Raw genomic sequence first — 22,732 nt, 5'->3', positions numbered from 1 at the left:
TCCTTGCGCGCCCGCCCGGTCTCAGCCCTTCCGCGCCCGCCCGGTCTCAGCCCTTCCGCGCCCGCCACTCCCGGGCCAGTACGGACCAGATCTCCGAGTCGTGCCGCTCGCCGCGGTAGAGGTAGCTCTCGCGCAGCACCCCGTCGCGGGTCATGCCGAGCCGCTTGGCCACGGCGATGCTGCGGGTGTTCGCGGCGGACGCGTGCCACTCCACCCGGTGCATGCCGCGCTCGTGGACCGCCCAGTCGATCAGCTTCCCGGCCGCCCGCGTGACCAGGCCGCGCCCCTCCCCCGCCGGTTCCAGCCAGCAGCCGATCTCGCAGGTGCCCGACTCCGCGTCGAAGATCCGGAACAGGACACCGCCGACGAGCGTGTCGTCCAGCCAGATGCCGTAGAGCCGCCCCGTGTCGGCCGCCTGCTTCTCCGCGTACCGCCGGAGCAGGGCACGCGCCGAGTCCAGGTCGGTGGCGAAGGAGGCGAAGGGGATCCAGGGGTCGACGATCTCGCGGGCCCGGTCCACGTGCGCGAGGAACTCCTCCGCCTGCCAGATCTCCAGCGGACGCAGTTCCGCGCCGTCGTCGCCCAGGGATGTCGCGAACATCATGCTCCTCCTCGAACCGCTTCCACCGCCCGTGCGGCGGACACGGCTTCCGCCGACGGTGCCGCCTGCGGGATTTTCGCACGCGGCGCACGGCATGCGGGAGGTTCGATGCTGATCCGCGGAAGACGCCGGTCCAGCCAGCGCGGCAGCCACCAGTTCGCGCCGCCCAGCAGGTGCATCAGCGCGGGGACCAGCAGCGTACGGAGGACGAACGCGTCGAGGGCGACCGCCGCGGCGAGCGCGATGCCGAACATGGCGATGACCCGGTCCCCGCTGAGGACGAACGCGAGGAAGACCGAGATCATGATCACGGCCGCGGAGTTGATCACACGGCCGGTCTCGGCGAGGCCGACCCGGACCGCCCGCCGGTTGTCGCCGGTCTCCAGCCACTCCTCGTACATCCGCCCGACCAGGAACACCTGGTAGTCCATGGAGAGTCCGAAGAGCACGGACACCATGATGACCGGCAGGAACGGTTCGACCGGTCCCGAGCTGCCCAGTCCCAGCAGCTCGCTCCCCCACCCCCACTGGAAGACCGCGACGACGACTCCGAACGAGGAGGCGACGGCGGCCACGTTCATCGCGGCGGCCTTCAGCGGAATGCCGATCGACCGGAAGGCCAGCAGCAGGAGCAGACAGCCGAGCGCTATGACGACGCCGACGAAGAGCGGGAGCTTGCCGATGATCACCTGGGCGAAGTCGTCGTAGCCGGCCGTCACTCCGCCCACGTGCGCCCGGAGCGAGGTGTTCTCCTCGGCCTGCGGGAGGACGTCCGCACGCAGCCGGTCCACGAGCGCGCTGGTCTCCCGCGACTGCGGCGACGAGGTCGGCAGGACGGTGACGAAGGCCGCGCTGCCCCTGTTGTTGTACGTGACCGGGCCGACCGAGGCCACGCCGTCGGTGGCTCGCAGCGTGGCCGGAAGGCCGTCCATCGCGAGCCGGTCGTCCGCGCCGTCGAGCTGCGCGGCGATCGTCAGCGGGCCGTTGACGCCGGGACCGAAGGCGTCGGCCAGCAGGTCGTACGCCTGCCGGGTGGTCGACGAGGAGGGGTTGTTGCCCTGGTCGGAGGTGCCCAGGTGCAGGGAGAACGTGGGCAGCGCGAGGACCAGCATCACCACCGCGGCGAACGCCCCGAGCAGCTTGGGCCGGCGCTCGACGAACGCGGACCAGCGGGCGGCGAAGCCGGTGGGCGGTTCCGGCCGCGGTCCGTGCTCGGCCAGCCTTGCGCGTTCGCGCCGGCTCAGCGCCCGCATGCCGATGAAGGACAGCAGGGCCGGCAGCAGGGTCACCGACGCGGCCACGGTCAGGACGACCGTGAGCGAGGCGGCGATCGCGACACCGTTGAGGAACCCGAGGCGCAGGATCAGCATGCCGAGCAGGGCGATACAGACGGTGGCCCCGGCGAAGACGACGGCCCGCCCGGTCGTCGCGACGGCGTTGCGCGCAGCCTCGTCGACCGTCATGCCTCGGCGCAGTCCCGTGCGGTGCCGGGTGACGATGAACAGCGCGTAGTCGATGCCGACGCCGAGCCCGATCAGCATGCCCAGCATGGGGGCGAAGTCGGCGACGGTCATCACATGGCCGAGCAGCACGATGCCCGCGTACGCCGTGCCGACGGAGACGAGGGCGGTGGCGATGGGCAGCATGCTGGCGGCGAGCGAGCCGAACGCGAGGAAGAGGACGACCGCCGCGACGAGGACCCCGATGGCCTCGCTGAAGTGGATGGACGACGCCTCGGTGAGGGCGACGGCCGAGCCGCCCAGCTCCACCTGGAGGTGATCGCCGGCGGCTGCCTTCGCGGTGTCGACGACCGCACGGGCCTGCTGCACCGGTATGTCCTCGGGCTGCCGGTCGAAGGTGATCGTGGCGTAGGCGGTGTGGCCGTCCTCGCTGATCTGCCCGGCGCCGGACTCCCCGTAGGGACTGGTGACGGCGCCCACGCCCGGCAGTTCGTCGATCGCGTGCAGGGTCCGGGTCATCGTCTGCCGGACATCGGCGGCCCGCACGGTGGAGTCGGTGGTGTGCCAGACGACGGTGTCCGTGTCACCGCCCAGGTCCGTGAACCCGCTCTGGAGGATCTCGGCGGCCCGGCCGGCCTCCGTGCCTGGCACGTCGTAGTCGTTGGAGTAGGCGGAACCCGCGAAACCCGCCGCGGTGGCCGCGCCGCCGAGAGCGAGGAGCCAGATGAGAACAGCGACGAGGCGGTGCCGGACGCACCAGCGGGCAATGGCAGCCAACGGACGTGCTCCCTGAGGGTTCGTGGCTCTTTACCGGGACAAGACATGAATTACCCGCAAAGAACACATGACCTGAGAACCGACACTCTGGCAGCCGCCGTTGATCCTTTGCCCCTTTCGTGGCCTTACTCACAACTGCTTGCGCACGCGCGACGGCGTGCTGAAGTCATCGCACCCGCCTCCACCGCGCGTTCCCCGCCCACCGCGTCTTCCGTACCCACCGCGTGCTGCGGACCCACCGCGTCTTCCGTACCCGCCGCGTGCTGCGGACCCACCGCGCCGTCGCCGCCCTCGGGCCTGGTGGGGCCTGTGCACCACCTCGGCATCCGGGCCCGCTCCGCTCCCTGGTCCGGCCACGGGCTCCGGACCGACGGGGTCCGCCGTCGGCTCACCCGGCCAGTCGCTCCTGCTCCGCCTCCAGTTCGTCCTCGTACAGGTCCTCGATCTCCTTGTGGCCAGGGTTTGCGGTTGACCGTTGACCACTTCCTCATCTGGTCGCCGATCGCCTGGAGGGGATGGGGGCAGGCGAGTGACGCCCATGGCTGCCTCAAGTTCTTCTCTCAGCTTCTGGTTCTCCAGAGTGATTCGCTGGATGTGGCAGGCGGCGAGGGTGAGGGTCTCGGTGAGCTCGCGGTTGTGACGCTTGAGCTTGGCGTTTCGGGCGACGAGCCTGTCGTAGCGGGTCGGTTCGCTTGGGGCTCCTGGCGTCGGCGGTGCTGATCGGAGGGCGGCGATCTCCTGTGCGATGTCGGGGAAGTAGCGGCAGAAGGTCGTGTTGCTCATGCCGAACTTGCTGGCCAGGGCCAGGACGCTCGGCTGGGTGCCGTTGGCGCCCGCTCGCTGGCGAAGTTCGTCCAGTGCTGCCCGGACCCGGGATTCGTGGGGTGCGTCAACGCGGCGGGCCGGCAGGCGAGGGGTTGGCGTTGGCCGTGATCGGGCAGCCCTTCGAAGCGGCCTCTGCGGGCTCGTTCGCAGAGTGCCTTGCTGTGGTCGTGGACGCAGGTGATGCAGGTGCCGGGACAGACAGCGGGGTCTTCCCGTTCCATGATCCGTTTCAGGCGCCGTTCGTCGGTGACGACGATGCCCTGGAAGCGGGTCCGGTGGCCGAAGCCTTCGAGGCGGCGGGCCGCTTCGGCGGCAGCCGGGCCGGTCAGGTCGGTGTGTTCGTGGGCGTCGACCATGGCGAGGTAGTGCTCGCCGCGGGCGAGGGCTTGTTCGCTCTCGACTTCCGCGCGGAATCCGGAGTCGCTGGTGCCGGCGTAGCCCTCGAAGATTTGGATGCCGTGGTGGCGGTCTTGCAGGGCTCCGGCGATCGAGCCGCCTGGTCGGCGAGCGATGAACCAGGCCAGGTTGTGAACGCGGTTCGTGACTGACCATTGACCACGTTGAGCCCTCCTTCTGATCTGGTCGGCAGTCAAAACCTGTTCAGCCGGTGCAGGCGGATTCGATACGGTCTCGCCTCATGGGCCTGGAGCATCCCCTCGTTCGCGACGTATTTCCTGAACTTGTCAGCGAGCTGGTTGCCCTTCTGGAGGAAGAGGGCGAGAGCGCGCTCGCCATCTGCGCGTGGGACCTGCGCTTGGTCGCTGGTTGCGGTTGCACCGACGCCTTCTGCCAGAGCTTCAAGACGGAGCCGCATCCCGACGGGCAGCCGTTCGGCCCGGGGCATCGGTGTGTGCCACTGTCACCCTCCAAGGGAATGATCATCCTGGATGTCGTGAACGGGAAGATCATGTATGTCGAAGTGCTCGACAGAGAGCCGCTGCAGGACATGCGCGTCGGCGGGAACGGGCCAGCCACTCAGGTCACGCCCGGCCCCGCAGAACCTGACTGACGCAACTGCTGGCCAGACGGCCTGGCGGCTAAGCTCGCGACATGTCGAGGCAGCACCAAGACGCAGGTTCCATGGATGAGCAGTTGTCGATCATCGACCGGTTGAGCGCGCTGTCGTTTCCAGACCAGGCAGTCAGGCCAGGAGAGAATGGCCTGTGGGGCGGGCCCGGATATCACCTGGCCATTCTTCGAGAGAGCCAGGATTTCTGGGACGACCGGAACGCTGAGTTGGTCGAGACAGCCGAGGCGGAGTTGGAGGGCAACCTCGCCGTCTTGACCCTTGCGCTGGCTGTCCGGTGGGGGGATCGGGCCTTGACCCCGACCTTGGCCTCTGCCTGGTCGATGAGCACCTGGTAGGCGGGATCATCCAGGGATCTTCGGCTGCATCCGATCTGCTGGGCGAGGACCTTGCGGTTGGGTGCTCCCCGCCAGCCCGGCAGCGGCCGACCGCTGCTGACGTACTCCTCCAGATGATCGGAGATCGCCTGGGGCAGGTTGCCGGTGGACCTGTGGAACTTCCGGACCGGAAGCCGCTGGTAGACCCCGGCGAACCGGGTCTTCCTCCACTGCTGGTCGGCGGCGATGATGTCGTGGAGGACGAAGACGTCGTCGCCGGGAAGCGCGACGCTGCGGGCGAGGGCGGTCACATCTGCTCCCAGGGTTCCTCGACCAGGTCCAGCAGGACGTCGGTCGGCTTGACCCGCTCTGCGTGCTCGCGTTCCGCGGGACTGAACTTCGCGAGGATGTCGTGGCGGACCGCGGCCCAGGCAGGCCCGTAGCGGCGCCACCACTCGTCCTCGCTCATCGTCAGGCGACGCTCGGCCAAGGCGTCCCTAACCGGTCAGTGACCGCCTGCTCACAAGCGAGCCCGCCCGGCCCCGTGTTTCTGTCGCGGACATCAGGGGCGCCGACGGAACCCGCTGGTCACGACTTGTACGACTGCCTGCGAAGATCCTTTCCCGCGCCGGTCCCCGCAATTTTTCCCGCGCCTTAAGGTCAAGAGCACACCTACAGTCCACGGGAAGAGTCCCTCGCCCTGTGATCCACGAGGTCTGCATCCGGGCAGACCAGCGTCCAGGGCAGAAAGGTCACGCCGGTGTCCCAGCCAGCTCCACCGCCCTGCGGCGCAGGGAGAGGCAGGCCGGAGCGACCGCCGAGATCACCGCGAGCACCGCGCAGGCACCCAGGGCCGCCGCGAGCGTCGCCCACGGGATCTCGATGGACGTCCACACCGAGAGCAGGCCCAGCGCGCTCCACATGCCCACCAGGTTGAGCCCGGCGACCAGCGCTCCCAGCAGTCCGCCGACCATGACCACCATCAGCGCCTCGGCGCCCACCAGCCGCAGCACCTGCCACCTGGTGGCGCCGGCCAGCCGCAGCACAGCCAGCTCGCGGACCCGGTCGGAGGTCGCCATGACCATCGTGTTGGCCAGCGAGATGCCGGTGTAGAGGAGAGCGATCCCGAGGATCAGGAGGAACCCCATCCGGGTCGTCCGGTTGGTCTCGGGATACGTCGCTCGCACCCAGGCGTCCCTGGTGAGGACCTGCCCGCCCGACGTCCGCACCGCCTGACGCAGACCGGCGGCCACGATGCCTGCGTCGGCCCCGTCCGCGCGGCGTACGTCGACCCGGTCGACGAACGCCGCGGGGGCGTTGCGCGGTGTGACGTAGACGCCGTTGTTGCCGGTGCCGATGGTCATGACCGCGGCGATCTTCAGGGACCTCCTCGCGCCGTCACCGAGCCACACGTCCACCCGCTCGCCCACGGTGTGCTTCTCCCACTCCTCGTTGACGATGATCGAGTCGTCGTCCAGATCGCCCACCTTCCCCGCGGCGAGCGGGAGACGGGCCGTTGCGGCGAGCGGTTCCGGCTCGACGGCCCTGGCATCGGACCTGATGAGCGCCACGCCGTCCTCCAGGACGTACACGGCGCTCGACGAACTCGCCGAGACCTCGGCACCGGACACGGCCCGAAGCCGCTGTAGCGTCGCCTCGTCGAAGCCGGCGTTGCCCGCCGGAGTGACCACGAAGTCGGCGGCCGTCTGATCGCGCACCTCGGTGGCCTTCGCCTCGTTGAGGGTGGCAGTGGCGCCGAGCAGCGAGCCCGCCAGCGCGACCGTGACCAGCACGGGCGCCGCGACGGCGGCGGTACGGCGCACCCCGGTGGCGGCGTTCTCCCGCACCAGCATCCCGCCGGCGCCCGGCAGTTGGGCCGGCAGCCAGGCGATCAGCCGGGCCAGTGGCCGCACCAGCACCGGCGCGAGCAGCGCGACCGCGGTGATCAGCAGCATCGGCCGGCTCACATAGGTCTTGCGCTGCAGCAGGTCGCCCGGGTTCGTCACCAGGGCCAGGGTCAGTGTCACCGCGGCGGTGATCAGCAGGGCCGCGCCGAACAGCCAGCGGCCCCAGGTCATCGGCCGAGTGTCAACGGACGCCTCGCGCAGTGCCTCGGTGGGACCGGTGCGCCCGGCCCGCCAGGACGCGGCCAGCACGCCGCACAGGGCCACGAACAGGCCCGTCCAGAACGCCATGTGATAGGGCCAGGTGTCGTCGCCGATGGTGAACCAGCGGGGCGCAAGGCTCTCGTCGACCGCCCACTCGGCGAGCTTCGGAGCCCCGTAGGAACCGAGCACACAGCCGACGGCCGAGGCGAGCACACCGACCGCGAGCGCCTCGTACACGACCATGCGGCGAATCTGTCCCGGGGTCGCCCCGGCGGTGCGCAGCAGCCCGAACTCGCGGCGCCGCTGGGCCACCGCGAACGCGAAGGTCGAGGCCACCACGAACACCGACACGAATCCGGTGACGCCGCCGGCCGTGCCGAACATGGCGTTCATCGCGGTGAGGGCCTCGCTGTCCCGGTCGGGGTCGGCGTCGGCGTACCGGCGCGCGTTGCCGGTGAGGACCTGGACACCTTCGCTGCCGCGTACCGCCTCGCGCACGGCCGCCGCATCGGCGTCGACCACGAGCTGGAGGCTGCGCGGCGACAGTTCGGCGGCGCGGGTGTCGGTGTAGAACACGGCGTTCTCGAAGCCGAGCCCGGCCACGGTGCCGACGACGCGCACCGTCCCGCCGTCGGTCCGTACCCGGGTGCCCGGACGGGCCCAGTCACCGCTGACGACGACCTCGTCCGCGGCCTCGGGCGCGCGCCCCGCGTCGAGGTGGTACGGCGCGAAGGCCGCCGTGGACCAGGGGTGGCCCACCAGATCGGCGGGCCCGCCCTCGGCCCGCACGGCGAACGACCGGTCCTCGACGACGGTCCCGAGGTCCCGCAGCTTCGCGGCCGCGTCGTCGGGCACCGCACGCGGCTGCGCGAGCTTGTGGGTGCGGTCGCCGATCGAGGTGGGCACCTCAAGGGTGTCCTGACCCTTGACGACGACCGGCGCGGCGGCGAACCGCTCCGCCCCCCGGTCGGGAGCGTCCAGCGAGGACGCCAGGGCCAGCCCCATCACAGCGATCAGCGCCACGCCCAGGGAGAGGGCGACGAAACTGCCGACGAAGGTGACCCAGCGGGTACGCAGGGTGCGCAGCGTCGTGCTCAGCACGACGCCGCCTCAAGCTTGGTCATGCGCGCCGCGATGTCCTCGGCGGAGGCGCCGATCAACTCACCGTTGACCCGGCCGTCGACGAGGAAGACGACGCGGTCGGCGTAGGAGGCCGCGACGGGATCGTGGCTGACCATGATGATCGTCTGGCCGTCCCGGTCGACCATGCCGCGCAGCAGGCTCAGCACCTCGCGGCCGGTCTGCGAGTCGAGCGCGCCGGTCGGCTCGTCACCGAACAGCACTTCGGGGCGGGTGATCAGGGCGCGGCCCAGGGCAACCCGCTGCTGCTGGCCGCCGGACAACTCCGTCGGGCGGTGCCGCGCACGGTCACCGAGTCCGACCTGTTCGAGCACCTCGCGCACCTGGGCCTTCTTCGGGCGGCGGCCGGCCAGCCGCAGCGGCAGGGCCACGTTCTGCTCGGCGGTCAGCGAGGGCAGCAGGTTGAACGCCTGGAACACAAAGCCGATGCGCTCGCGGCGCAGCAGGGTCAGCTCGGTCTCGCTCATCCCGGTCAGCTCGGTGTCGCCCACGGTGACCGAGCCCGACGTGGGCCGGTCCAGGCCCGCGGCGCACTGCAGCAGGGTCGACTTGCCGGACCCGGACGGGCCCATCACGGCGGTGAAGGTCCCCCTCGGGAAGGCGAGCGATACCTGGTCGAGGGCCGTGACGGACGTGCCGCCCGAGCCGTACCGCCGGGTTACGGAACGCAATCGGATCGCATCGTTGCTCATATGTTCCCCACCAGTACCTGCTCCTTGGCTCGTTGATGCCTCCACGAAACCGCGGAAGCCCCTCGTGACGCAGTACGGCCCGACCGAGACTTGGGGTAGTGCCAGGCCTACCCCCGATACGCGCCCTGGACCGATGGCACCGGACCGGTGGGCCGCTTACGGTCATGCACATGCACCCTCGGAATGTGTGGCAGGCCATGTCCCGGCCGGGCTTCCTGCTGTCGGCCTGGCCCTGGCGCTCCGCCGCGTATCTGCTCACCGGCGCGGTGACCGGCGCCGCCACCTTGGTGGGGATCGTGACGGTGGCAGCAGTCTGCGGTGCGCTCGCCATCGTCTTGGTGGGGCTGCCCATGCTCGTCGTGGTTGCCCTCAGCGGTATCCCGGTGGCCTGGGTGGAGCGGCGCAGGGTGCACTTGATCGACCGCAACCCGGTGTCCAGCCGGCACCAGGTGCCGACCGCGCCAGGACTGTGGGCCTGGCTGACCACCCGGCTGCGCGAGCAGGCGACCTGGCGGGAGCTCGGGTACGCGCTGCTGTTCGCCGGACTGCTGTGGCCTGTCGACGCCTTGGTGATCACGGTCGCCCTGCTCTTCCCACTGTCCATGGTCGCCACCCCGTTGCTGATGGCCACGGTTGGCGACGGCCACGAGGCGAAGGTGCTCAAGCAGTGGACGGTCACCACATGGCCGACCGCTTTCGGCGTCGCCGTACTGGGCCTGCTCCTGATGGGCCTGTGCGCTTACGTGCTCGGCGTCACGGCGGGCGCCCGCGCCGAGCTGGCACGGCTGCTGATCGCCTCCCGCGAGGGCGAACTCGGAGCCAAGGTGGTCGAACTGGCCCGCTCCCGCGTCCGGTTGGTGGATGCCTTTGAGGCCGAGCGGCGCCGTATCGAGCGCGATCTGCACGACGGCGCCCAGCAGCGCCTTGTGGCCCTGACGATGGCCCTCGGGCTGGCCCGCCTCGATGCCCCGCCCGGCCCGCTCGCCGACCAGCTCACCAAGGCCCACGAGGAGGCGGGCAAGGCGCTCGCGGAGCTGCGCGAGCTCATCCACGGCATCCATCCCAAGGTCCTCACGGACTACGGCCTTCAAGCCGCGGTCGCCGACGCCGCGGACCGCTGTGTGGTCCCCGTCGACGTCGACCTCGAACTGCCGGGCCGGCCAACCCAGGCGGTCGAGTCCGCGGCGTACTTCGTGGTCTGCGAGGCGCTGGCCAACGTCGCCAAACACAGCGGGGCCGACGGCGCGCAGGTGAGCGGCGGTCATCACGACGGACGCCTGTTCCTCGAGGTGCGCGACGACGGCTGCGGCGGCGCGGATCCCTCGGTGGGCAGCGGCCTCACCGGTCTCGCGGACCGGGTATCGGTCCTTGATGGCAGACTTGCCCTGACCAGTCCGCCGGGTGGACCGACTCTGTTGCGTGTGGAGTTTCCTTGCAAGTTGACCAAGGCGGCCAATCGCTCCGCGTAGTGCTGGCCGAAGACAGCGTGCTGCTGCGGGAAGGGCTCATCGGCCTGCTCAGCCGCTGCGGCCACGAGGTGGTGTCGGCCGTCGGGGACGCGCAGGCACTGGTCGCCGCGGTCGAGGAGCACGCCCCCGACATCGTGGTGACGGACGTACGCATGCCGCCCGGATTCCAGGACGAGGGCCTGCACGCGGCCGTGCGGCTGCGCGCGAAGCGCCCCACACTGCCGGTCCTGGTCCTCAGCCAGTACGTGCAGCGGACATACGCCGCCGAACTCCTGGACTCCGGCGACGGATCAGGCGTCGGCTATCTGCTCAAGGACCGGGTCGGCCAGGTTGAGGAGTTCGTAGAAGCGCTGCACAAGGTGGCGGACGGCGGGACGGTGGTCGACCCCGAGGTGGTGCGCCAGTTGCTGCGCCGCCGCCGCGATCCGCTGGAGCAGCTCACCCCGCGCGAACGCGAGGTGCTGGCACTGATCGCCGAAGGCAAGTCCAACGGCGCGATCGCCAAGGAGCTGGTGGTTTCCGAAGCGGCGATCGGCAAGCACATCGGCAACATCCTCACCAAGCTGGACCTGCCTCCGACGGACAAGACCCACCGCAGGGTCCTGGCCGTCCTCACTTACCTGCGGGCCTGACCCACCGAGCGCACTGGCCGCCATGCCTGGCTGACATCAGCCGCAAGGTACGGCGGCGACACAAGCCCGTTTTGATACTCGACACAGGTTGTCGCCAGGGCCGGCGTTCGGCGTGCGCTCCCACGTTGGCCGTGACTAGCACAAAGCCGATAGGGCGCGTCCTTCAACTTGTTTACGGCACGGGGGAACGAAGCGGTGCTTCGGGGCCCGCCCCGAAGCACCGCTTCTGCAGATGGTCACTGCCCGACTGTGCACAAGGGCCCGCGACGCCCTTCGTCACGATGTCCGCCAGATGGACGGGACAGGCCAGCAGCGCGCTCGCGGGGCCCTCGCCGGGGGCGGGGCAGGTGTCGGGGGCGTAGAGGTGTGCGATGCGGGCATCGAGGTCGTCGGTGTGACGGGACGCGTGGCCGTCCACGTGGGCACAGGTGCCGCCGGGCAGCGTGGTGGCAGCGGTACGCAGGACGCCGAGGATCTCCCGGGCGATCCCGTACGACAGGTCCAGGGAAGAGGCCGCGGTGCCCATCAGGAGGAGCAGGACGGTCCGGTCGAGCTCGGGCCCGTCGGGGCCCAGCTCCTCGTACCGCCGCGCGGCCCAGAGGGCCGCCTCCTCGGAGGCCGTCCCGTCCCGGTACGGGACGTGCCGCGCGGACAGCGGCGCTATGTCGAGCCGGCCGTCGGAGCGCAGTTGCACGGGTCCAGATGTGCCGTCTCCCGGGTACCGAAGAGGGTGTCCAACGCCTCACGCAGGTGGTCGCGGGCCTCGACGGCAAGCCCTCGGAGGAAGGTCGTACAGGTCCATGCCTCCAACGAGGCCCCGACTCCGGCCCTGTGATCGTCGCGCAGGACGGCCCGGCCACCCGGGCTCTGCAACTGGATGCCTTCGGCGGCCTGCCGATCGGTGCCGGATCCCACGTGCGGGTGCTCGGCACGCGCGTGCGCGCACGCCTCGTCCGGCAGCAGCGGCAGTACGGACTCCAGTCCCTCGATCATGTCGTCCAGCAGCGACCGTTGCCTGATCCTGCCCGAACCGGCGTACCAGCAGCTCGCATGGGCGACGACGACATATGCGGCGAGAGCGCCCCGGGAGGGGCTGCTCGGCGGCGCGGCGTGGATCTCCAGGTCCCAGAGCGGATCGCCTTCGGGATAGTCGTTCAGCACGTTGCCCAGTCTCCGGATGGAGCGCTGGTCGTACTCCGGGATGATCTCGGGGATGCCGTCAGCGCTGCCCGGCAGAATCACATCGGCGACTGTCCGCGCCCATCCGGCGGCGTTGCGGGGGCAGACCTCGGCCTCGTCCCACACCTCCGGCCCGTCCTGCGTATCCGGCGCGCTGAGCAGCGCGTCCACGTCCCCGTCCCACTCCTCCAGACTGTCGGTGTACGGATGGTCAGGGTGGCCGCACCCGCCGGCCCGGAGCACCCGCTCGTCCATGGCCTCCGCGGCGGCGACGAGCGCGTCCACCACGGCGCGTTCGACGGGGGTGCCGGGTCGTCCGAGGACGTACGGGGCCATGTTCACCAGACCGAAGGCGAGCAACACCGCCTGCTCGCCGCCCGGTTCGTCGGCCAGCAGCCGGGCGCACTCCAGAACGACGGGATCCGCCTCAGCGGGGTCGGCGCCCGGCGTGACGTCCGCCCATTTCTCGGTTGCTTCATTCATGATCGAGGAAACGCCGGTCGCGCCTCCTGCGGTTCCCGTCGGTGCCGCACTCTTTTTGCTCATCACGGCCCTGACGGGCCGACGGACGGACGGTCTGATGACCGGCCACTCGGCCACGCGGCAGGTCAGCCGCTCCACGGCCGTCCCGGCATGCCCCGTCAGCCGGTGCCGGAAGACAGCGTCCCCGGCGGACTCCGGTCCACGACGCCGGGCCGGGGACGTCACACCCCGATCACCCGCAGCGCCCCCCACAGCGCGACCGTCGACACCGCCAGCGTCGCCGGTACCGTCAGCAGTCCCAGCCGGGTGAAGTGGCCGAGATCCGGAGCGGCTCCGTGGGTGTGCAGGATGCGGCGCCAGAGCAGGGTGGCGAGCGAGCCGACGTACGTGAGGTTAGGGCCGAGGTTCACCCCGATCAGGGCGGCGAGCAACGGGCCGGGACCGGCCGCCGCGACGACCGGAAGCAGGGCGAGGATCGCGGGCAGGTTGTTGATCAGGTTGGCGAGCACGGCCGCCACCGCGGCCACCGCCAGCAGCGCGGGCAGTGACGTGCCGTCCGGCAGGAAGGTGCTGATGCCCGCGCCGAGGCCGTTGTCCACCACGGCCCCGACGACGACGCCCAGGGCCAGGACGAACAGGCAGAACAGCGGGTTGGCGGAACGGACGAGCCCCGTGACGGTGGTCTCGCGCCGCACCAGCGCGCGCACGGCCAGCACCGCGGCACCCGCCAGCGCCGCCCACAGAGGTTCCGCGCCGGCGAACGAGGTGACGACGAATCCGGCCAGGGTCAGGGCGAGGACGACGAGGGTGAACACGGGGACGCCCGGACGGTCCTCCTCCGGCTTCGGCGGATGGGCGCCCGCTGCCAGGTCGGCAGCGAAGACGCGGCGGAAGACGAGGTACTCCACGGCGATGGCGGCCAGCCACGGAAGGGTCATCAGCGCGGCGAAGCGGGTGAAGGAGAGGCCGCTCGCGGTGAACGCCAGGAGGTTGGTGAGGTTGGAGACGGGCAGCAGCAGGGACGCGGAGTTGGCCAGGTGCGCACAGGCGTAGACGTACGGGCGGGGGCGGGCGCCTACGCGGGACGCGGTGGCGAGGACGACCGGGGTGAGCAGCACCACGGTCGCGTCCAGGCTGAGCACCGCGGTGATCACGGCGGCGACGGCGAAGACGCCGCCCAGCAGGGGGACGGTCCGCCCGCCGCAGACCCGGGCGACCAGATCACCGGCCGCCGTGAACAGCCCCTCGTCCGCGCAGAGCTGGGCCAGGACCAGAATCGCCGCGAGGAAACCGACGACCGGAAGCAGGTCGCCCACCTGCTCGCGGGCCTGCGGCCACGACACCGCGCCGACCGCGGTCACCAGCACCGCCGCGGGCACGGCGAGGGTCGCCTCCGGCAGTCCCCGGGGGCGTACGACGGCGAAGGCCAGCACGCCGAGCAGAAGAGCGACGGCGACGATCTCGGCAGGGACGGTACTCAGCGGAATCGGACTCTCGGGATGGGTGAAGGGGCGGTGCACCCGGGGTGCACCGCCCCTTCGGGGACGTGCGGGAACCGCTCGCGCGGGGGCCGGATCAGCCCTCGACGCCGAGCTTCTCCAGGATCAGCTCGCGCACCCGGGCCGCGTCCGCCTGGCCGCGAGTGGCCTTCATGACCGCGCCGACGAGCGCACCGGCCGCCGCGACCTTGCCGCCGCGGATCTTGTCGGCGACGGCCGCGTTGGCGGCGATCGCCTCGTCCACGGCCGTGCCCAGCGCGCCCTCGTCGGAGACGACCTTCAGGCCGCGCCTCTCGACGACGGTGTCCGGGTCGCCCTCGCCCGCGAGGACGGCCTCGATGACCTGGCGCGCCAGCTTGTCGTTGAGGTCGCCCGAGGTGACGAGCTCGGCCACTCTGGCGACCTGCGCCGGGGTGATGGGCAGCTCGTCGAGGCCGCGGCCGGTCTCGTTGGCGTTACGGGCCAGCTCGCCCATCCACCACTTGCGGGCCTGGTCCGAGGGGGCACCCGCGTCGGTCGTGGCGACGATGAGGTCGACCGCGCCGGCGTTGAGGATGGACTGCATGTCGTGCTCGGAGACACCCCACTCCTCCTTGAGCCGGTTGCGACGCAGCCGCGGCATCTCGGGAAGCCCCTTGCGGAGCTCCTCGACCCACTCGCGGGCCGGGGCGACCGGCACCAGGTCGGGCTCGGGGAAGTAGCGGTAATCCTCGGCGTTGTCCTTGATGCGGCCGGCCGTGGTCGAGCCGTCCTCCTCGTGGAAGTGCCGGGTCTCCTGCACGATCGTGCCGCCCGAGCTCAGCACCGCGGCGTGGCGCTGGATCTCGAAACGGGCGGCGCGCTCGACGGAACGCAGCGAGTTCACGTTCTTCGTCTCGGACCGCGTACCGAACGTCTCGGTGCCGTTGGGGCGCAGCGACAGGTTGACGTCGCAGCGCATCTGGCCCATTTCCATCCGCGCTTCCGACACCCCGAGCGCCTTGATGAGCTCGCGGAGCTCGGCGACGTACGCCTTGGCGACCTCGGGGGCGCGTGCGCCGGCGCCCTCGATCGGCTTGGTGACGATCTCGATGAGCGGGATGCCGGCGCGGTTGTAGTCGAGCAGGGAGTGGGACGCGCCGTGGATACGGCCGGTGGCGCCGCCGACGTGGGTCGACTTGCCGGTGTCCTCCTCCATGTGGGCGCGCTCGATCTGGACCCGGAAGATCTCCCCGTCCTCCAGCTGGACGTCCAGATAGCCGTTGTAGGCGATCGGCTCGTCGTACTGCGAGGTCTGGAAGTTCTTCGGCATGTCCGGATAGAAGTAGTTCTTCCGGGCGAAGCGGCACCACTCGGCGATCTCGCAGTTCAGCGCGAGACCGATCTTGATGGCGGACTCGATGCCGATCTCGTTGACGACCGGCAGCGCACCGGGCAGGCCGAGGCAGACCGGGCAGGTCTGGGAGTTGGCGTCCTGCTTGAGTTCGGTCGAGCAGCCGCAGAACATCTTGGTCTTGGTGCCGAGCTCGACATGGACCTCCAGGCCCATGACGGGGTCGTAGGACGCGAGCGCGTCCTCGTACGACACCAGGTCGATGACAGTCACGGTGAAACTTCCCTCTCAGCCCAGCAGTACGTCGTCATCGCCGATGCGCTTGAGTTCGCGCAGCAGCAGGGCGACACCGGTGGCGATGGCGGCGGCGGAGACGACGGCGTCGATCAGTCGGAGCGTGTCGTGTTCGTAGCGGGCCTTCTTGGCCTGCTTGATGACACCGAGCGCCCCGAAGGCGGTGGAGCCGATGGACAGGTACGTACCGGTCTTGGACTTCTTGAAGCCCTTGGCCTTGGTCAGTGCACTCACAGCGACGGAGCCTCCTCCAGCAGTGGGTGTCCCCACTTTTCCACGAAGGCGGCCTCGACGGCGGCTCCGACCCTGTACAGCCGGTCGTCCTTCATGGCGGGGGCGATGATCTGCAGTCCGACCGGCAGGCCGTCCTCCGGGGCCAGGCCGCAGGGCAGCGACATGGCGGAGTTGCCGGCGAGGTTGGTCGGGATGGTGCACAGGTCCGCGAGGTACATCGCCATCGGGTCGTCGGCGCGCTCGCCGATCGGGAAGGCCGTGGTCGGCGTCGTCGGGGAGACGATGACGTCAACCTGCTCGAAGGCCTTCTCGAAGTCCTGGGTGATGAGGGTGCGGACCTTCTGCGCCGAGCCGTAGTACGCGTCGTAGTAGCCGGAGCTGAGCGCGTACGTACCGAGGATGACGCGGCGCTTGACCTCGTCGCCGAAGCCGGCCTCGCGGGTGAGCGCGGTGACGTCCTCGGCGGACCGCGTGCCGTCGTCGCCGACCCGCAGGCCGTACCGCATGGCGTCGAAGCGGGCCAGGTTGGAGGAACACTCGGACGGCGCGATCAGGTAGTACGCCGACAGGGCGAGGTCGAAGGACGGGCAGTCCAGCTCGACGATCGTGGCGCCGAGCGACTTCAGCAGCTCGACCGACTCGTTGAAGCGCTGGACGACACCGGCCTGGTAGCCCTCGCCGGCGAACTGCTTGACGACGCCGACGCGCATGCCGTCGACGCTGCCGTTGCGGGCGGCCTCGACGACCGGCGGGACCGGGGCGTCGATGGAGGTCGAGTCGAGCGGGTCGTGTCCGGCGATCACCTCGTGCAGCAGGGCCGCGTCCAGGACGGTGCGGGCGCAGGGGCCGCCCTGGTCCAGGGAGCTGGAGAACGCCACCATGCCGTAGCGGGAGACGCCGCCGTACGTGGGCTTGACGCCGACGGTGCCGGTCACGGCCGCGGGCTGGCGGATGGAACCGCCGGTGTCCGTGCCGATGGCGAGCGGGGCCTCGTACGACGCGAGCGCCGCGGAGGAGCCGCCTCCGGAGCCGCCCGGGATCCGGGTGAGGTCCCACGGGTTGCCGGTCGGGCCGTAGGCGCTGTTCTCGGTGGAGGACCCCATGGCGAACTCGTCCATGTTGGTCTTGCCGAGGATGACGACGTCGGCGGCCTTCAGCCTCTTGGTGAGGGTCGCGTCGTAGGGCGGGATCCAGCCTTCGAGGATCTTGGAGCCGACGGTGGTCGGCATGCCCTCGGTGGTGAAGATGTCCTTCAGCGCGAGCGGCACACCGGCCAGCGGGCCCAGCTTCTCGCCGGCCGCCTTCTTCGCGTCGACGGCGCGGGCCTGCGCGAGCGCGCCCTCGCGGTCGATGTGCAGGAAGGCGTGGACCTTCTCGTCGACCGCGTCGATCCGGGCCAGATGGGCCTCGGTGACCTCGACGGCCGTGAGTTCGCCCGACGCGATCTTCGCGGCGATCTCGGCGGCGGTGAGCTTGATGATGGTGCTGTGGTCCGTCATGGCTGTTAGTCCTCCCCCAGGATCTGCGGCACCTTGAAACGCTGCTGCTCCTGGGCCGGGGCGCCGGAGAGCGCCTGCTCGGGGGTGAGCGACGGACGGACCTCGTCCGCCCGCATGACATTGGTCAGCGGCAGCGGGTGAGAGGTCGGCGGTACGTCTTGGTCGGCGACCTCGGAGACGCGGGCGACCGCGCCGATGATGTCGTCGAGCTGTCCGGCGAAGTGGTCGAGCTCTTCGCCCTTCAGCTCCAGACGCGCCAGCCGGGCGAGGTGGGCGACCTCCTCGCGCGTGATGCCAGGCATGCAGCGATCCTCAGGGGTTGGTGTGTTGTTTTGGCCCAATCCTATGGTGTCGCCCACAGGCCCTCCCGCCACCCGGGCGAACACCCTGGTCGGCGGCCGGTCCCGACCCGCCCGGCGAACCCGGACGACCGGGGCGAGGGCAAGGCCGCGCACGGGCCGGCGCCGTTCCCTCCCAGGTCCTCGGGCAGGCCCCGCTCAGGTCGTTGCGGGCCGTGACCCGACCGCCCGCTCGGAGGGCTGCTGCTCCAGCTCGGGCGCCGCGGCGGCCCCCGGCCGCCGCCACCCGTGCTCGCCCCGCGCGCGCAGCCAGGCCGTCGTCTCCAGCGGCGGCATCGCGGCGGCGACCAGCCATCCCTGCACCGCGTCGCAGCGCAGATCGCGCAGCCGTTCCCAGGTCTCGTCGTCCTCGACCCCTTCCGCGACGACCAGCAGACCGAGCGAGTGGGCCAGGTCGATGGTGCAGCGGACGATCTCCGCGTCCTCGTTGTCGACGGCCAGCCGGGCCACGAACGAGCGGTCGATCTTCAGCTCGCTGACCGGCAGCCGGCGCAGGTGGACCAGCGAGGAGTACCCCGTGCCGAAGTCGTCGAGCGACATCTTCACGCCGTGCCCGGTGAGTCCGGCGAGGGTGTCGGCGGCGCGCTGCGGGTCCTCCAACAGCACGTGTTCCGTTATTTCCAGCTGCAGCGCCCCGGCCGGGACGCCGTGCCGGGCGAGCCGGGCCGCGACGCCGCCCGCGAACCCGGGGGTGTGGACGTCGCGCGGGGAGACGTTCACCGCGACGGGCACGAACAGCCCCTGCGCCCGCCACCGGGCGACCTGGGCGAGCGCCGTCTCCAGGACGTACTCCGTGAGGTGCGGCATCAGACCGGACGACTCGGCGATGGCGATGAACTCGTCCGGAGGAACCCGACCGCGCTCCGGATGCACCCAGCGCACCAGCGCTTCGAGCCCGGCCACCTGGCCATCGAAGCGGACCTTCGGCTGGTAGTGCAGCTCCACCTCGCCCGCGTCGAGCGCACGCCGCAGGTCGCCGAGGAGCCCCAGCCGGTCCGGGGTGTTGCTGTCCCGCTTCGACTCGTACACCTCGACGCCCGTGCGGTCGCGCTTGGCCTGGTACATCGCCACGTCCGCGCGCCTGAGCAGTCCTTCGGCGTCCAGTGCGTGGTCCGGGTAGACGGCGACTCCGGCGCTCGCCTCCAGCACCAGGGTCAGACCGTCCAGGTCCAGCGGGGACGACAGCTCGGCGACCAGGTGACGGGCGACCCGCTGGGCACTGGTGGTGGAGTCGGCGGTCGGCAGGAGCACGGCGAATTCGTCACCGCCGAGCCGCGCCGCCTCCGCTCCTCGCGGGAGCGCGAGCCTGAGGCGTTCCGCTATCTGCAGCAGCAACCGGTCTCCCGCCAGATGCCCCAGGGTGTCATTGACCGCCCGGAAACGGTCGAGGTCGATCAGTACGAGAGCGGACCGGGCACCGATGGACTCGGCTTCCTCCAGGGCCGTCCAGGTGCGCTCCAGGAGCCATTGCCGGTTGGGCAGTCCGGTCAGCGGGTCGCGCAGTTGCTCCTCGGCCCGGGCACGGGCGATCCGGAGAGTGGAGTCCAGGGCGATCAGCGGGACCGCGAACAGCGGCAGGAGTACGGGCATGGCCATCGCGACGACGCAGATCAGCGGGGCGATGCCGAGGAGGGCGACCGCGACGAGGCCCTGGCGCAGCAGGGCGGTGCGGGCGACGGTCGGCAGCCCGCCGCCCTGGGGTGCCCGCGCGTACCACAGCAGGACCCGGGTCACCAGGAGATAGGTGGAGGCGGCCAGGAGGACTTCCGGGACGGCGGCGATGCCCCAGTCGAGTGGATGCCAGGGCGATTCGACCGTCTGCACGTCCCCGAACGCGGCGAGCACCAGGGCTGCCGCGCCGATCCCCAGGATGTCCACCGAGCCGTGCAGCAGCCCCTGCCACCAGCGGTGCCTGCGGGCCACACCGACGAGAACGACGACCACCAGGCTGACCAGACCGGCCGGCACCCAGCCGTAGAGAAGCAGCACGGCAAGGGTGAGTGCGGCTCCGGAACCGGTGCCGCCCCACCAGCGGTCGCGTCCGAGCGCGACCAGATGGCCGACGATGACTCCAGTGAGAACGGCGAGGGACCAGCCGACCCGGCCGTCGGGGAAGAGTGCCCGGCCTTCGCTCAGGGTCCGGTAGAAACCGGTCGCGAGCTGGACAACGGCGATCACCACGACAACGGCACCCACTTTGGGCGTGAGGCCGACGAAACCCTGCAGCCGCGACACCGATGCGGCGCTCTCGGTCGGTTTCATTCCGTCCCTCTCACAGCCGGCGGTGCCGATGGCGCCCGATGGTTCGGCTCCATGCCACCACGACCCGATTTCCCACCCCGTGGCCGGGCACGGCAGGTGCACCTCTCAACAGTAGGCCGCAGAGGCCCTCTACGGGCAGCGCTCTACAGCTCTTGCCCGAATGCGAACCGATCGTCCGTCACCATCTGCTATGCGCCGATCGGGTGAACCGGCTGCCCGACGGCACCTCTTGCCCCCACCCATCCACGTACACCCGTTCTGTGTACATGTGTTCGCCATGCAGCCCGGCCAACCGGACCGCTCCCCCGGTTTCCTGCTTCCTCCGGCGGGGATTTGTCGGATCCGCCCTATTCCGCCGGTTCTGCGGCGGGTACGGCTGCCTCGCGCGCGGCGTCGGGCCCCTGGCCGAGCAGTACGGCGAAGCCGTTCTCGTCCAGCACGGGCACCTTCAGCTGCACCGCCTTGTCGTACTTCGAGCCCGGGTTGTCGCCGACGACCACGAAGGAGGTCTTCTTCGACACGGAGCCCGTGACCTTCGCCCCGCGGCTCTGGAGCGCCTCTTTCGCGCCATCCCTGGTGTGCCCGGCCAGCGTGCCGGTGACGACGACGGTGAGTCCTTCGAGCGGGCGCGGCCCCGCTTCCTCCCCCGCGCCCTCGTCCGCCATCCGGACCCCGGCCTCCCGCCACTTGCGCAGGATCTCCCGGTGCCAGTCCTCGGCGAACCACTGCTTCACCGAAGCGGCGATGATGGGGCCGACCCCCTCGGTGTCGGCGAGTTCCTGTTCGGTCGCCTCGTCGATCCGGTCGATGGAGCGGAACTGACGGGCCAGCGCCTCGGCCGCGACCGGGCCGACGTGGCGGATGGAGAGTCCGGTGAGGATCCGGGCCAGCGGGGCGTCCTTGGCCGCGGCGACGGCGTCGAGCATGGCGAGGGCGTTCTTCTTCGGCTCGCCCTGCTGGTTGGCGAAGACCCAGGCGGTCTTCTCCTCGCCGGTCTTCGGGTCGCGCTTGGGCAGTCCGCTGTCCTGGTCCAGGACATAGGCGCGGATCGGCAGCAGCTGCTCGACCGTCAGCCCGAAGAGATCGCCCTCGTCGCGCAGCGGCGGCTCGGCGGGCTCCAGCGGCTTCGTCAGGGCCGCGGCCGCGACGTAGCCGAAGTGGTCGATGTCGAGGCACTTGCGGCCCGCGAGATAGGCGAGGCGCTCCCGCAACTGGGCGGGGCAGGAGCGTGCGTTGGGGCAGCGGACATCGACGTCCGCCTCCTTCATGGGCTTCAGCTCCGTACCGCACTCCGGGCAGTGCGTCGGCATCACGAACGCCCGCTCGGTGCCGTCGCGCAGATCGACGACCGGGCCGAGGATCTCGGGGATCACGTCGCCCGCCTTGCGGAGCACCACGGTGTCCCCGATGAGGACGCCCTTCGCCTTCACCACGTTCTGGTTGTGGAGGGTGGCGAACTCGACCTCGGAGCCCGCCACCTCGACCGGCTCGACCTGCGCGTACGGGGTGACCCGGCCGGTGCGTCCGACGCCGACCCGGATGTTCACCAGCTTGGTGTTGACCTCTTCCGGCGGGTACTTCCAGGCGATCGCCCAGCGCGGGGCGCGCGAGGTGGAACCGAGCCGGCCCTGGAGCGGGACCTCGTCGAGCTTGACGACGACGCCGTCGATCTCGTGCTCCACGGAGTGCCGGTTCTCGCCGAAGTACGCGATGAACTCCCGTACGGCGCCGAGGGAGTCCACCACCTTGTTGTGCCGGGCGGTGGGCAGACCCCACGCGTGCAGGAGTTCGTAGGCGTGCGAGAGGCAGTCGATGTCGAAGCCCTCACGGGCGCCGATGCCGTGCACCACCATGTGCAGCGGGCGGGTGGCGGTGACCTTCGGGTCCTTCTGGCGCAGTGAACCCGCCGCCGCGTTGCGCGGGTTGGCGAAGGGTTTGTCATCGGCCTCGACGAGCCGGGCGTTGAGCTCCTCGAAGGCGTCCATCGGGAAGAAGACCTCGCCGCGGATCTCGACCAGCGCCGGAACCCGGTCGCCCTTCAGCCGGTGCGGGATCTCGGCGATCGTACGGATATTGGGAGTGATGTCCTCGCCGGTGCGGCCGTCGCCACGGGTCGCGGCCCTGGTCAGCCGCCCGTGCTCGTAGGTGAGGTTGACGGCCAGTCCGTCGACCTTGAGCTCGCACAGGAAGTGGTGGCCGGCGGAGCCGACGTCCTTGGCGATCCGCTCGCCCCAGGCCGCCAACTCCGCGTCGTCGAAGGCGTTGTCCAGCGAGAGCATCCGCTCGCGGTGCTCGACGGAGGTGAAGGCCGTCTGGTACGGCCCGGCGACCTTCTGCGTCGGCGAGTCCGGGGTGCGCAGCTGCGGATACGTCTCCTCCAGGGCCTCCAGCGCGCGCATCAGCCGGTCGAACTCGGCGTCGCTCACGACCGGCTGGTCGTTCACGTAGTACCGGAAGCGGTGTTCCTCGATCTGCTCGGCAAGGAGCGCGTGCTCCTCCCGAGCCTGTGCGGGCACTGCCGTCTGCTGTTCGCCGGCCATCGTCTCGTCCTCCCGTTACCCCA

19 protein-coding genes are annotated in these 22,732 nt (G+C 70.6%); 4 read left to right on the top strand and 15 right to left on the bottom strand.

The window, feature by feature from the left end; all coding sequences use genetic code 11:
- Nucleotides 1-46: 46 nt before the first annotated feature.
- Nucleotides 47-601, bottom strand: a complete 555-nt coding sequence (locus tag ACFVUT_RS24055; RefSeq protein WP_389656980.1) for a GNAT family N-acetyltransferase — start codon at nt 599-601, stop codon at nt 47-49.
- On the bottom strand, nt 601-2,838 hold the full coding sequence (locus tag ACFVUT_RS24050) for an MMPL family transporter (RefSeq protein WP_389656886.1): 2,238 nt from the start codon (nt 2,836-2,838) through the stop codon (nt 601-603). Before ACFVUT_RS24050 ends, ACFVUT_RS24055 begins: the two co-directional genes overlap by 1 nt.
- Nucleotides 2,839-3,761: 923 nt before the next feature.
- Here ACFVUT_RS24050 and ACFVUT_RS24045 point away from each other — a divergent pair.
- Both ACFVUT_RS24045 and ACFVUT_RS24040 read left to right on the top strand, forming a co-directional pair.
- Nucleotides 3,762-4,211 (top strand): hypothetical protein, encoded by a 450-nt coding sequence (locus ACFVUT_RS24045; RefSeq protein ID WP_389656883.1) that lies wholly within the window; start codon nt 3,762-3,764, stop codon nt 4,209-4,211.
- 89 nt (nt 4,212-4,300) lie between these two features.
- On the top strand, nt 4,301-4,672 hold the full coding sequence (locus tag ACFVUT_RS24040) for a hypothetical protein (protein WP_389656880.1): 372 nt from the start codon (nt 4,301-4,303) through the stop codon (nt 4,670-4,672).
- 172 nt (nt 4,673-4,844) lie between these two features.
- Here ACFVUT_RS24040 and ACFVUT_RS24035 read toward each other — a convergent pair whose 3' ends face one another.
- The 4 genes from ACFVUT_RS24035 to ACFVUT_RS24020 all read right to left on the bottom strand — a co-directional run bounded on the left by ACFVUT_RS24035 (nt 4,845) and on the right by ACFVUT_RS24020 (nt 8,947).
- Nucleotides 4,845-5,318 (bottom strand): hypothetical protein, encoded by a 474-nt coding sequence (locus ACFVUT_RS24035; protein WP_389656878.1) that lies wholly within the window; start codon nt 5,316-5,318, stop codon nt 4,845-4,847.
- The gene (locus ACFVUT_RS24030) at nt 5,315-5,476 is read right to left on the bottom strand and encodes a hypothetical protein (protein ID WP_311586116.1); all 162 of its coding nucleotides are present in this window, start codon (nt 5,474-5,476) and stop codon (nt 5,315-5,317) included. Before ACFVUT_RS24030 ends, ACFVUT_RS24035 begins: the two co-directional genes overlap by 4 nt.
- 283 nt (nt 5,477-5,759) lie before the next feature.
- Entirely contained in the window at nt 5,760-8,216 is a 2,457-nt protein-coding gene (locus ACFVUT_RS24025) for an FtsX-like permease family protein (RefSeq protein ID WP_389656872.1), read from the bottom strand.
- Nucleotides 8,210-8,947 (bottom strand): ABC transporter ATP-binding protein, encoded by a 738-nt coding sequence (locus ACFVUT_RS24020; RefSeq protein WP_389656869.1) that lies wholly within the window; start codon nt 8,945-8,947, stop codon nt 8,210-8,212. Before ACFVUT_RS24020 ends, ACFVUT_RS24025 begins: the two co-directional genes overlap by 7 nt.
- 197 nt (nt 8,948-9,144) lie before the next feature.
- Here ACFVUT_RS24020 and ACFVUT_RS24015 point away from each other — a divergent pair, with 197 nt between their 5' ends.
- Both ACFVUT_RS24015 and ACFVUT_RS24010 read left to right on the top strand, forming a co-directional pair.
- Complete coding sequence (locus ACFVUT_RS24015) at nt 9,145-10,416, top strand: sensor histidine kinase (protein WP_389656978.1); 1,272 nt, start codon at nt 9,145-9,147, stop codon at nt 10,414-10,416.
- On the top strand, nt 10,416-11,048 hold the full coding sequence (locus tag ACFVUT_RS24010; protein WP_345203355.1) for a response regulator transcription factor: 633 nt from the start codon (nt 10,416-10,418) through the stop codon (nt 11,046-11,048). Before ACFVUT_RS24015 ends, ACFVUT_RS24010 begins: the two co-directional genes overlap by 1 nt.
- A 172-nt stretch (nt 11,049-11,220) precedes the next feature.
- Here the strand turns inward: ACFVUT_RS24010 and ACFVUT_RS24005 are convergent, their stop codons facing one another.
- The 9 genes from ACFVUT_RS24005 to ligA form a co-directional block, all read right to left on the bottom strand.
- The gene (locus ACFVUT_RS24005; RefSeq protein WP_389656865.1) at nt 11,221-11,742 is read right to left on the bottom strand and encodes a hypothetical protein; all 522 of its coding nucleotides are present in this window, start codon (nt 11,740-11,742) and stop codon (nt 11,221-11,223) included.
- Nucleotides 11,709-12,710 carry a hypothetical protein gene (locus tag ACFVUT_RS24000; protein ID WP_389656862.1) on the bottom strand — a complete coding sequence of 334 codons (1,002 nt, stop codon included), beginning with the start codon at nt 12,708-12,710 and terminating at the stop codon, nt 11,709-11,711. The genes ACFVUT_RS24005 and ACFVUT_RS24000 overlap by 34 nt, the downstream gene beginning before the upstream one ends.
- A gap of 221 nt (nt 12,711-12,931) precedes the next feature.
- Nucleotides 12,932-14,230, bottom strand: a complete 1,299-nt coding sequence (locus ACFVUT_RS23995) for an SLC13 family permease (protein ID WP_389656859.1) — start codon at nt 14,228-14,230, stop codon at nt 12,932-12,934.
- A 55-nt stretch (nt 14,231-14,285) separates the two neighbouring features.
- Nucleotides 14,286-15,794: an Asp-tRNA(Asn)/Glu-tRNA(Gln) amidotransferase subunit GatB gene (gatB, locus tag ACFVUT_RS23990; RefSeq protein WP_389656856.1), complete on the bottom strand. Its 1,509-nt coding sequence runs from the start codon at nt 15,792-15,794 to the stop codon at nt 14,286-14,288.
- 15 nt (nt 15,795-15,809) lie between these two features.
- The gene (locus ACFVUT_RS23985) at nt 15,810-16,049 is read right to left on the bottom strand and encodes a hypothetical protein (protein ID WP_389656853.1); all 240 of its coding nucleotides are present in this window, start codon (nt 16,047-16,049) and stop codon (nt 15,810-15,812) included.
- Entirely contained in the window at nt 16,046-17,548 is a 1,503-nt protein-coding gene (gene gatA, locus ACFVUT_RS23980; RefSeq protein ID WP_389656850.1) for an Asp-tRNA(Asn)/Glu-tRNA(Gln) amidotransferase subunit GatA, read from the bottom strand. The genes ACFVUT_RS23985 and gatA overlap by 4 nt, the downstream gene beginning before the upstream one ends.
- Before the next feature lie 5 nt (nt 17,549-17,553).
- Complete coding sequence (gene gatC, locus ACFVUT_RS23975; RefSeq protein ID WP_015036350.1) at nt 17,554-17,850, bottom strand: Asp-tRNA(Asn)/Glu-tRNA(Gln) amidotransferase subunit GatC; 297 nt, start codon at nt 17,848-17,850, stop codon at nt 17,554-17,556.
- A gap of 195 nt (nt 17,851-18,045) precedes the next feature.
- A complete protein-coding gene (locus ACFVUT_RS23970; RefSeq protein WP_389656846.1) occupies nt 18,046-20,169 on the bottom strand; it encodes a putative bifunctional diguanylate cyclase/phosphodiesterase in 2,124 nt (707 codons plus the stop codon).
- 347 nt (nt 20,170-20,516) lie between these two features.
- Nucleotides 20,517-22,709 carry an NAD-dependent DNA ligase LigA gene (gene ligA / locus ACFVUT_RS23965; protein WP_389656843.1) on the bottom strand — a complete coding sequence of 731 codons (2,193 nt, stop codon included), beginning with the start codon at nt 22,707-22,709 and terminating at the stop codon, nt 20,517-20,519.
- Between the last annotated feature and the right edge of the window lie 23 nt (nt 22,710-22,732).

Source organism: Streptomyces sp. NPDC058051 (genome assembly GCF_042885475.1).
In the GTDB taxonomy this organism is placed as follows: Bacteria; Actinomycetota; Actinomycetes; order Streptomycetales; family Streptomycetaceae; genus Streptomyces.
Note: the sequence above shows the minus strand (reverse complement) of the source record. Positions and strands in the feature narration are given on the sequence as shown.

What these genes read in the sequence shown, in the direction of transcription:
- ACFVUT_RS24055 (WP_389656980.1), bottom strand. Translation starts at nt 601, where the DNA reads ATGTTCGCGACATCCCTGGGCGACGACGGCGCGGAACTGCGTCCGCTG.
- ligA (WP_389656843.1), bottom strand. Translation starts at nt 22,709, where the DNA reads ATGGCCGGCGAACAGCAGACGGCAGTGCCCGCACAGGCTCGGGAGGAG.
- ACFVUT_RS24000 (WP_389656862.1), bottom strand. Translation starts at nt 12,710, where the DNA reads ATGAATGAAGCAACCGAGAAATGGGCGGACGTCACGCCGGGCGCCGAC.
- ACFVUT_RS24020 (WP_389656869.1), bottom strand. Translation starts at nt 8,947, where the DNA reads ATGAGCAACGATGCGATCCGATTGCGTTCCGTAACCCGGCGGTACGGC.
- ACFVUT_RS24030 (WP_311586116.1), bottom strand. Translation starts at nt 5,476, where the DNA reads ATGAGCGAGGACGAGTGGTGGCGCCGCTACGGGCCTGCCTGGGCCGCG.
- ACFVUT_RS23970 (WP_389656846.1), bottom strand. Translation starts at nt 20,169, where the DNA reads ATGAAACCGACCGAGAGCGCCGCATCGGTGTCGCGGCTGCAGGGTTTC.
- gatA (WP_389656850.1), bottom strand. Translation starts at nt 17,548, where the DNA reads ATGACGGACCACAGCACCATCATCAAGCTCACCGCCGCCGAGATCGCC.
- ACFVUT_RS24040 (WP_389656880.1), top strand. Translation starts at nt 4,301, where the DNA reads ATGGGCCTGGAGCATCCCCTCGTTCGCGACGTATTTCCTGAACTTGTC.
- ACFVUT_RS24015 (WP_389656978.1), top strand. Translation starts at nt 9,145, where the DNA reads ATGTCCCGGCCGGGCTTCCTGCTGTCGGCCTGGCCCTGGCGCTCCGCC.
- gatC (WP_015036350.1), bottom strand. Translation starts at nt 17,850, where the DNA reads ATGCCTGGCATCACGCGCGAGGAGGTCGCCCACCTCGCCCGGCTGGCG.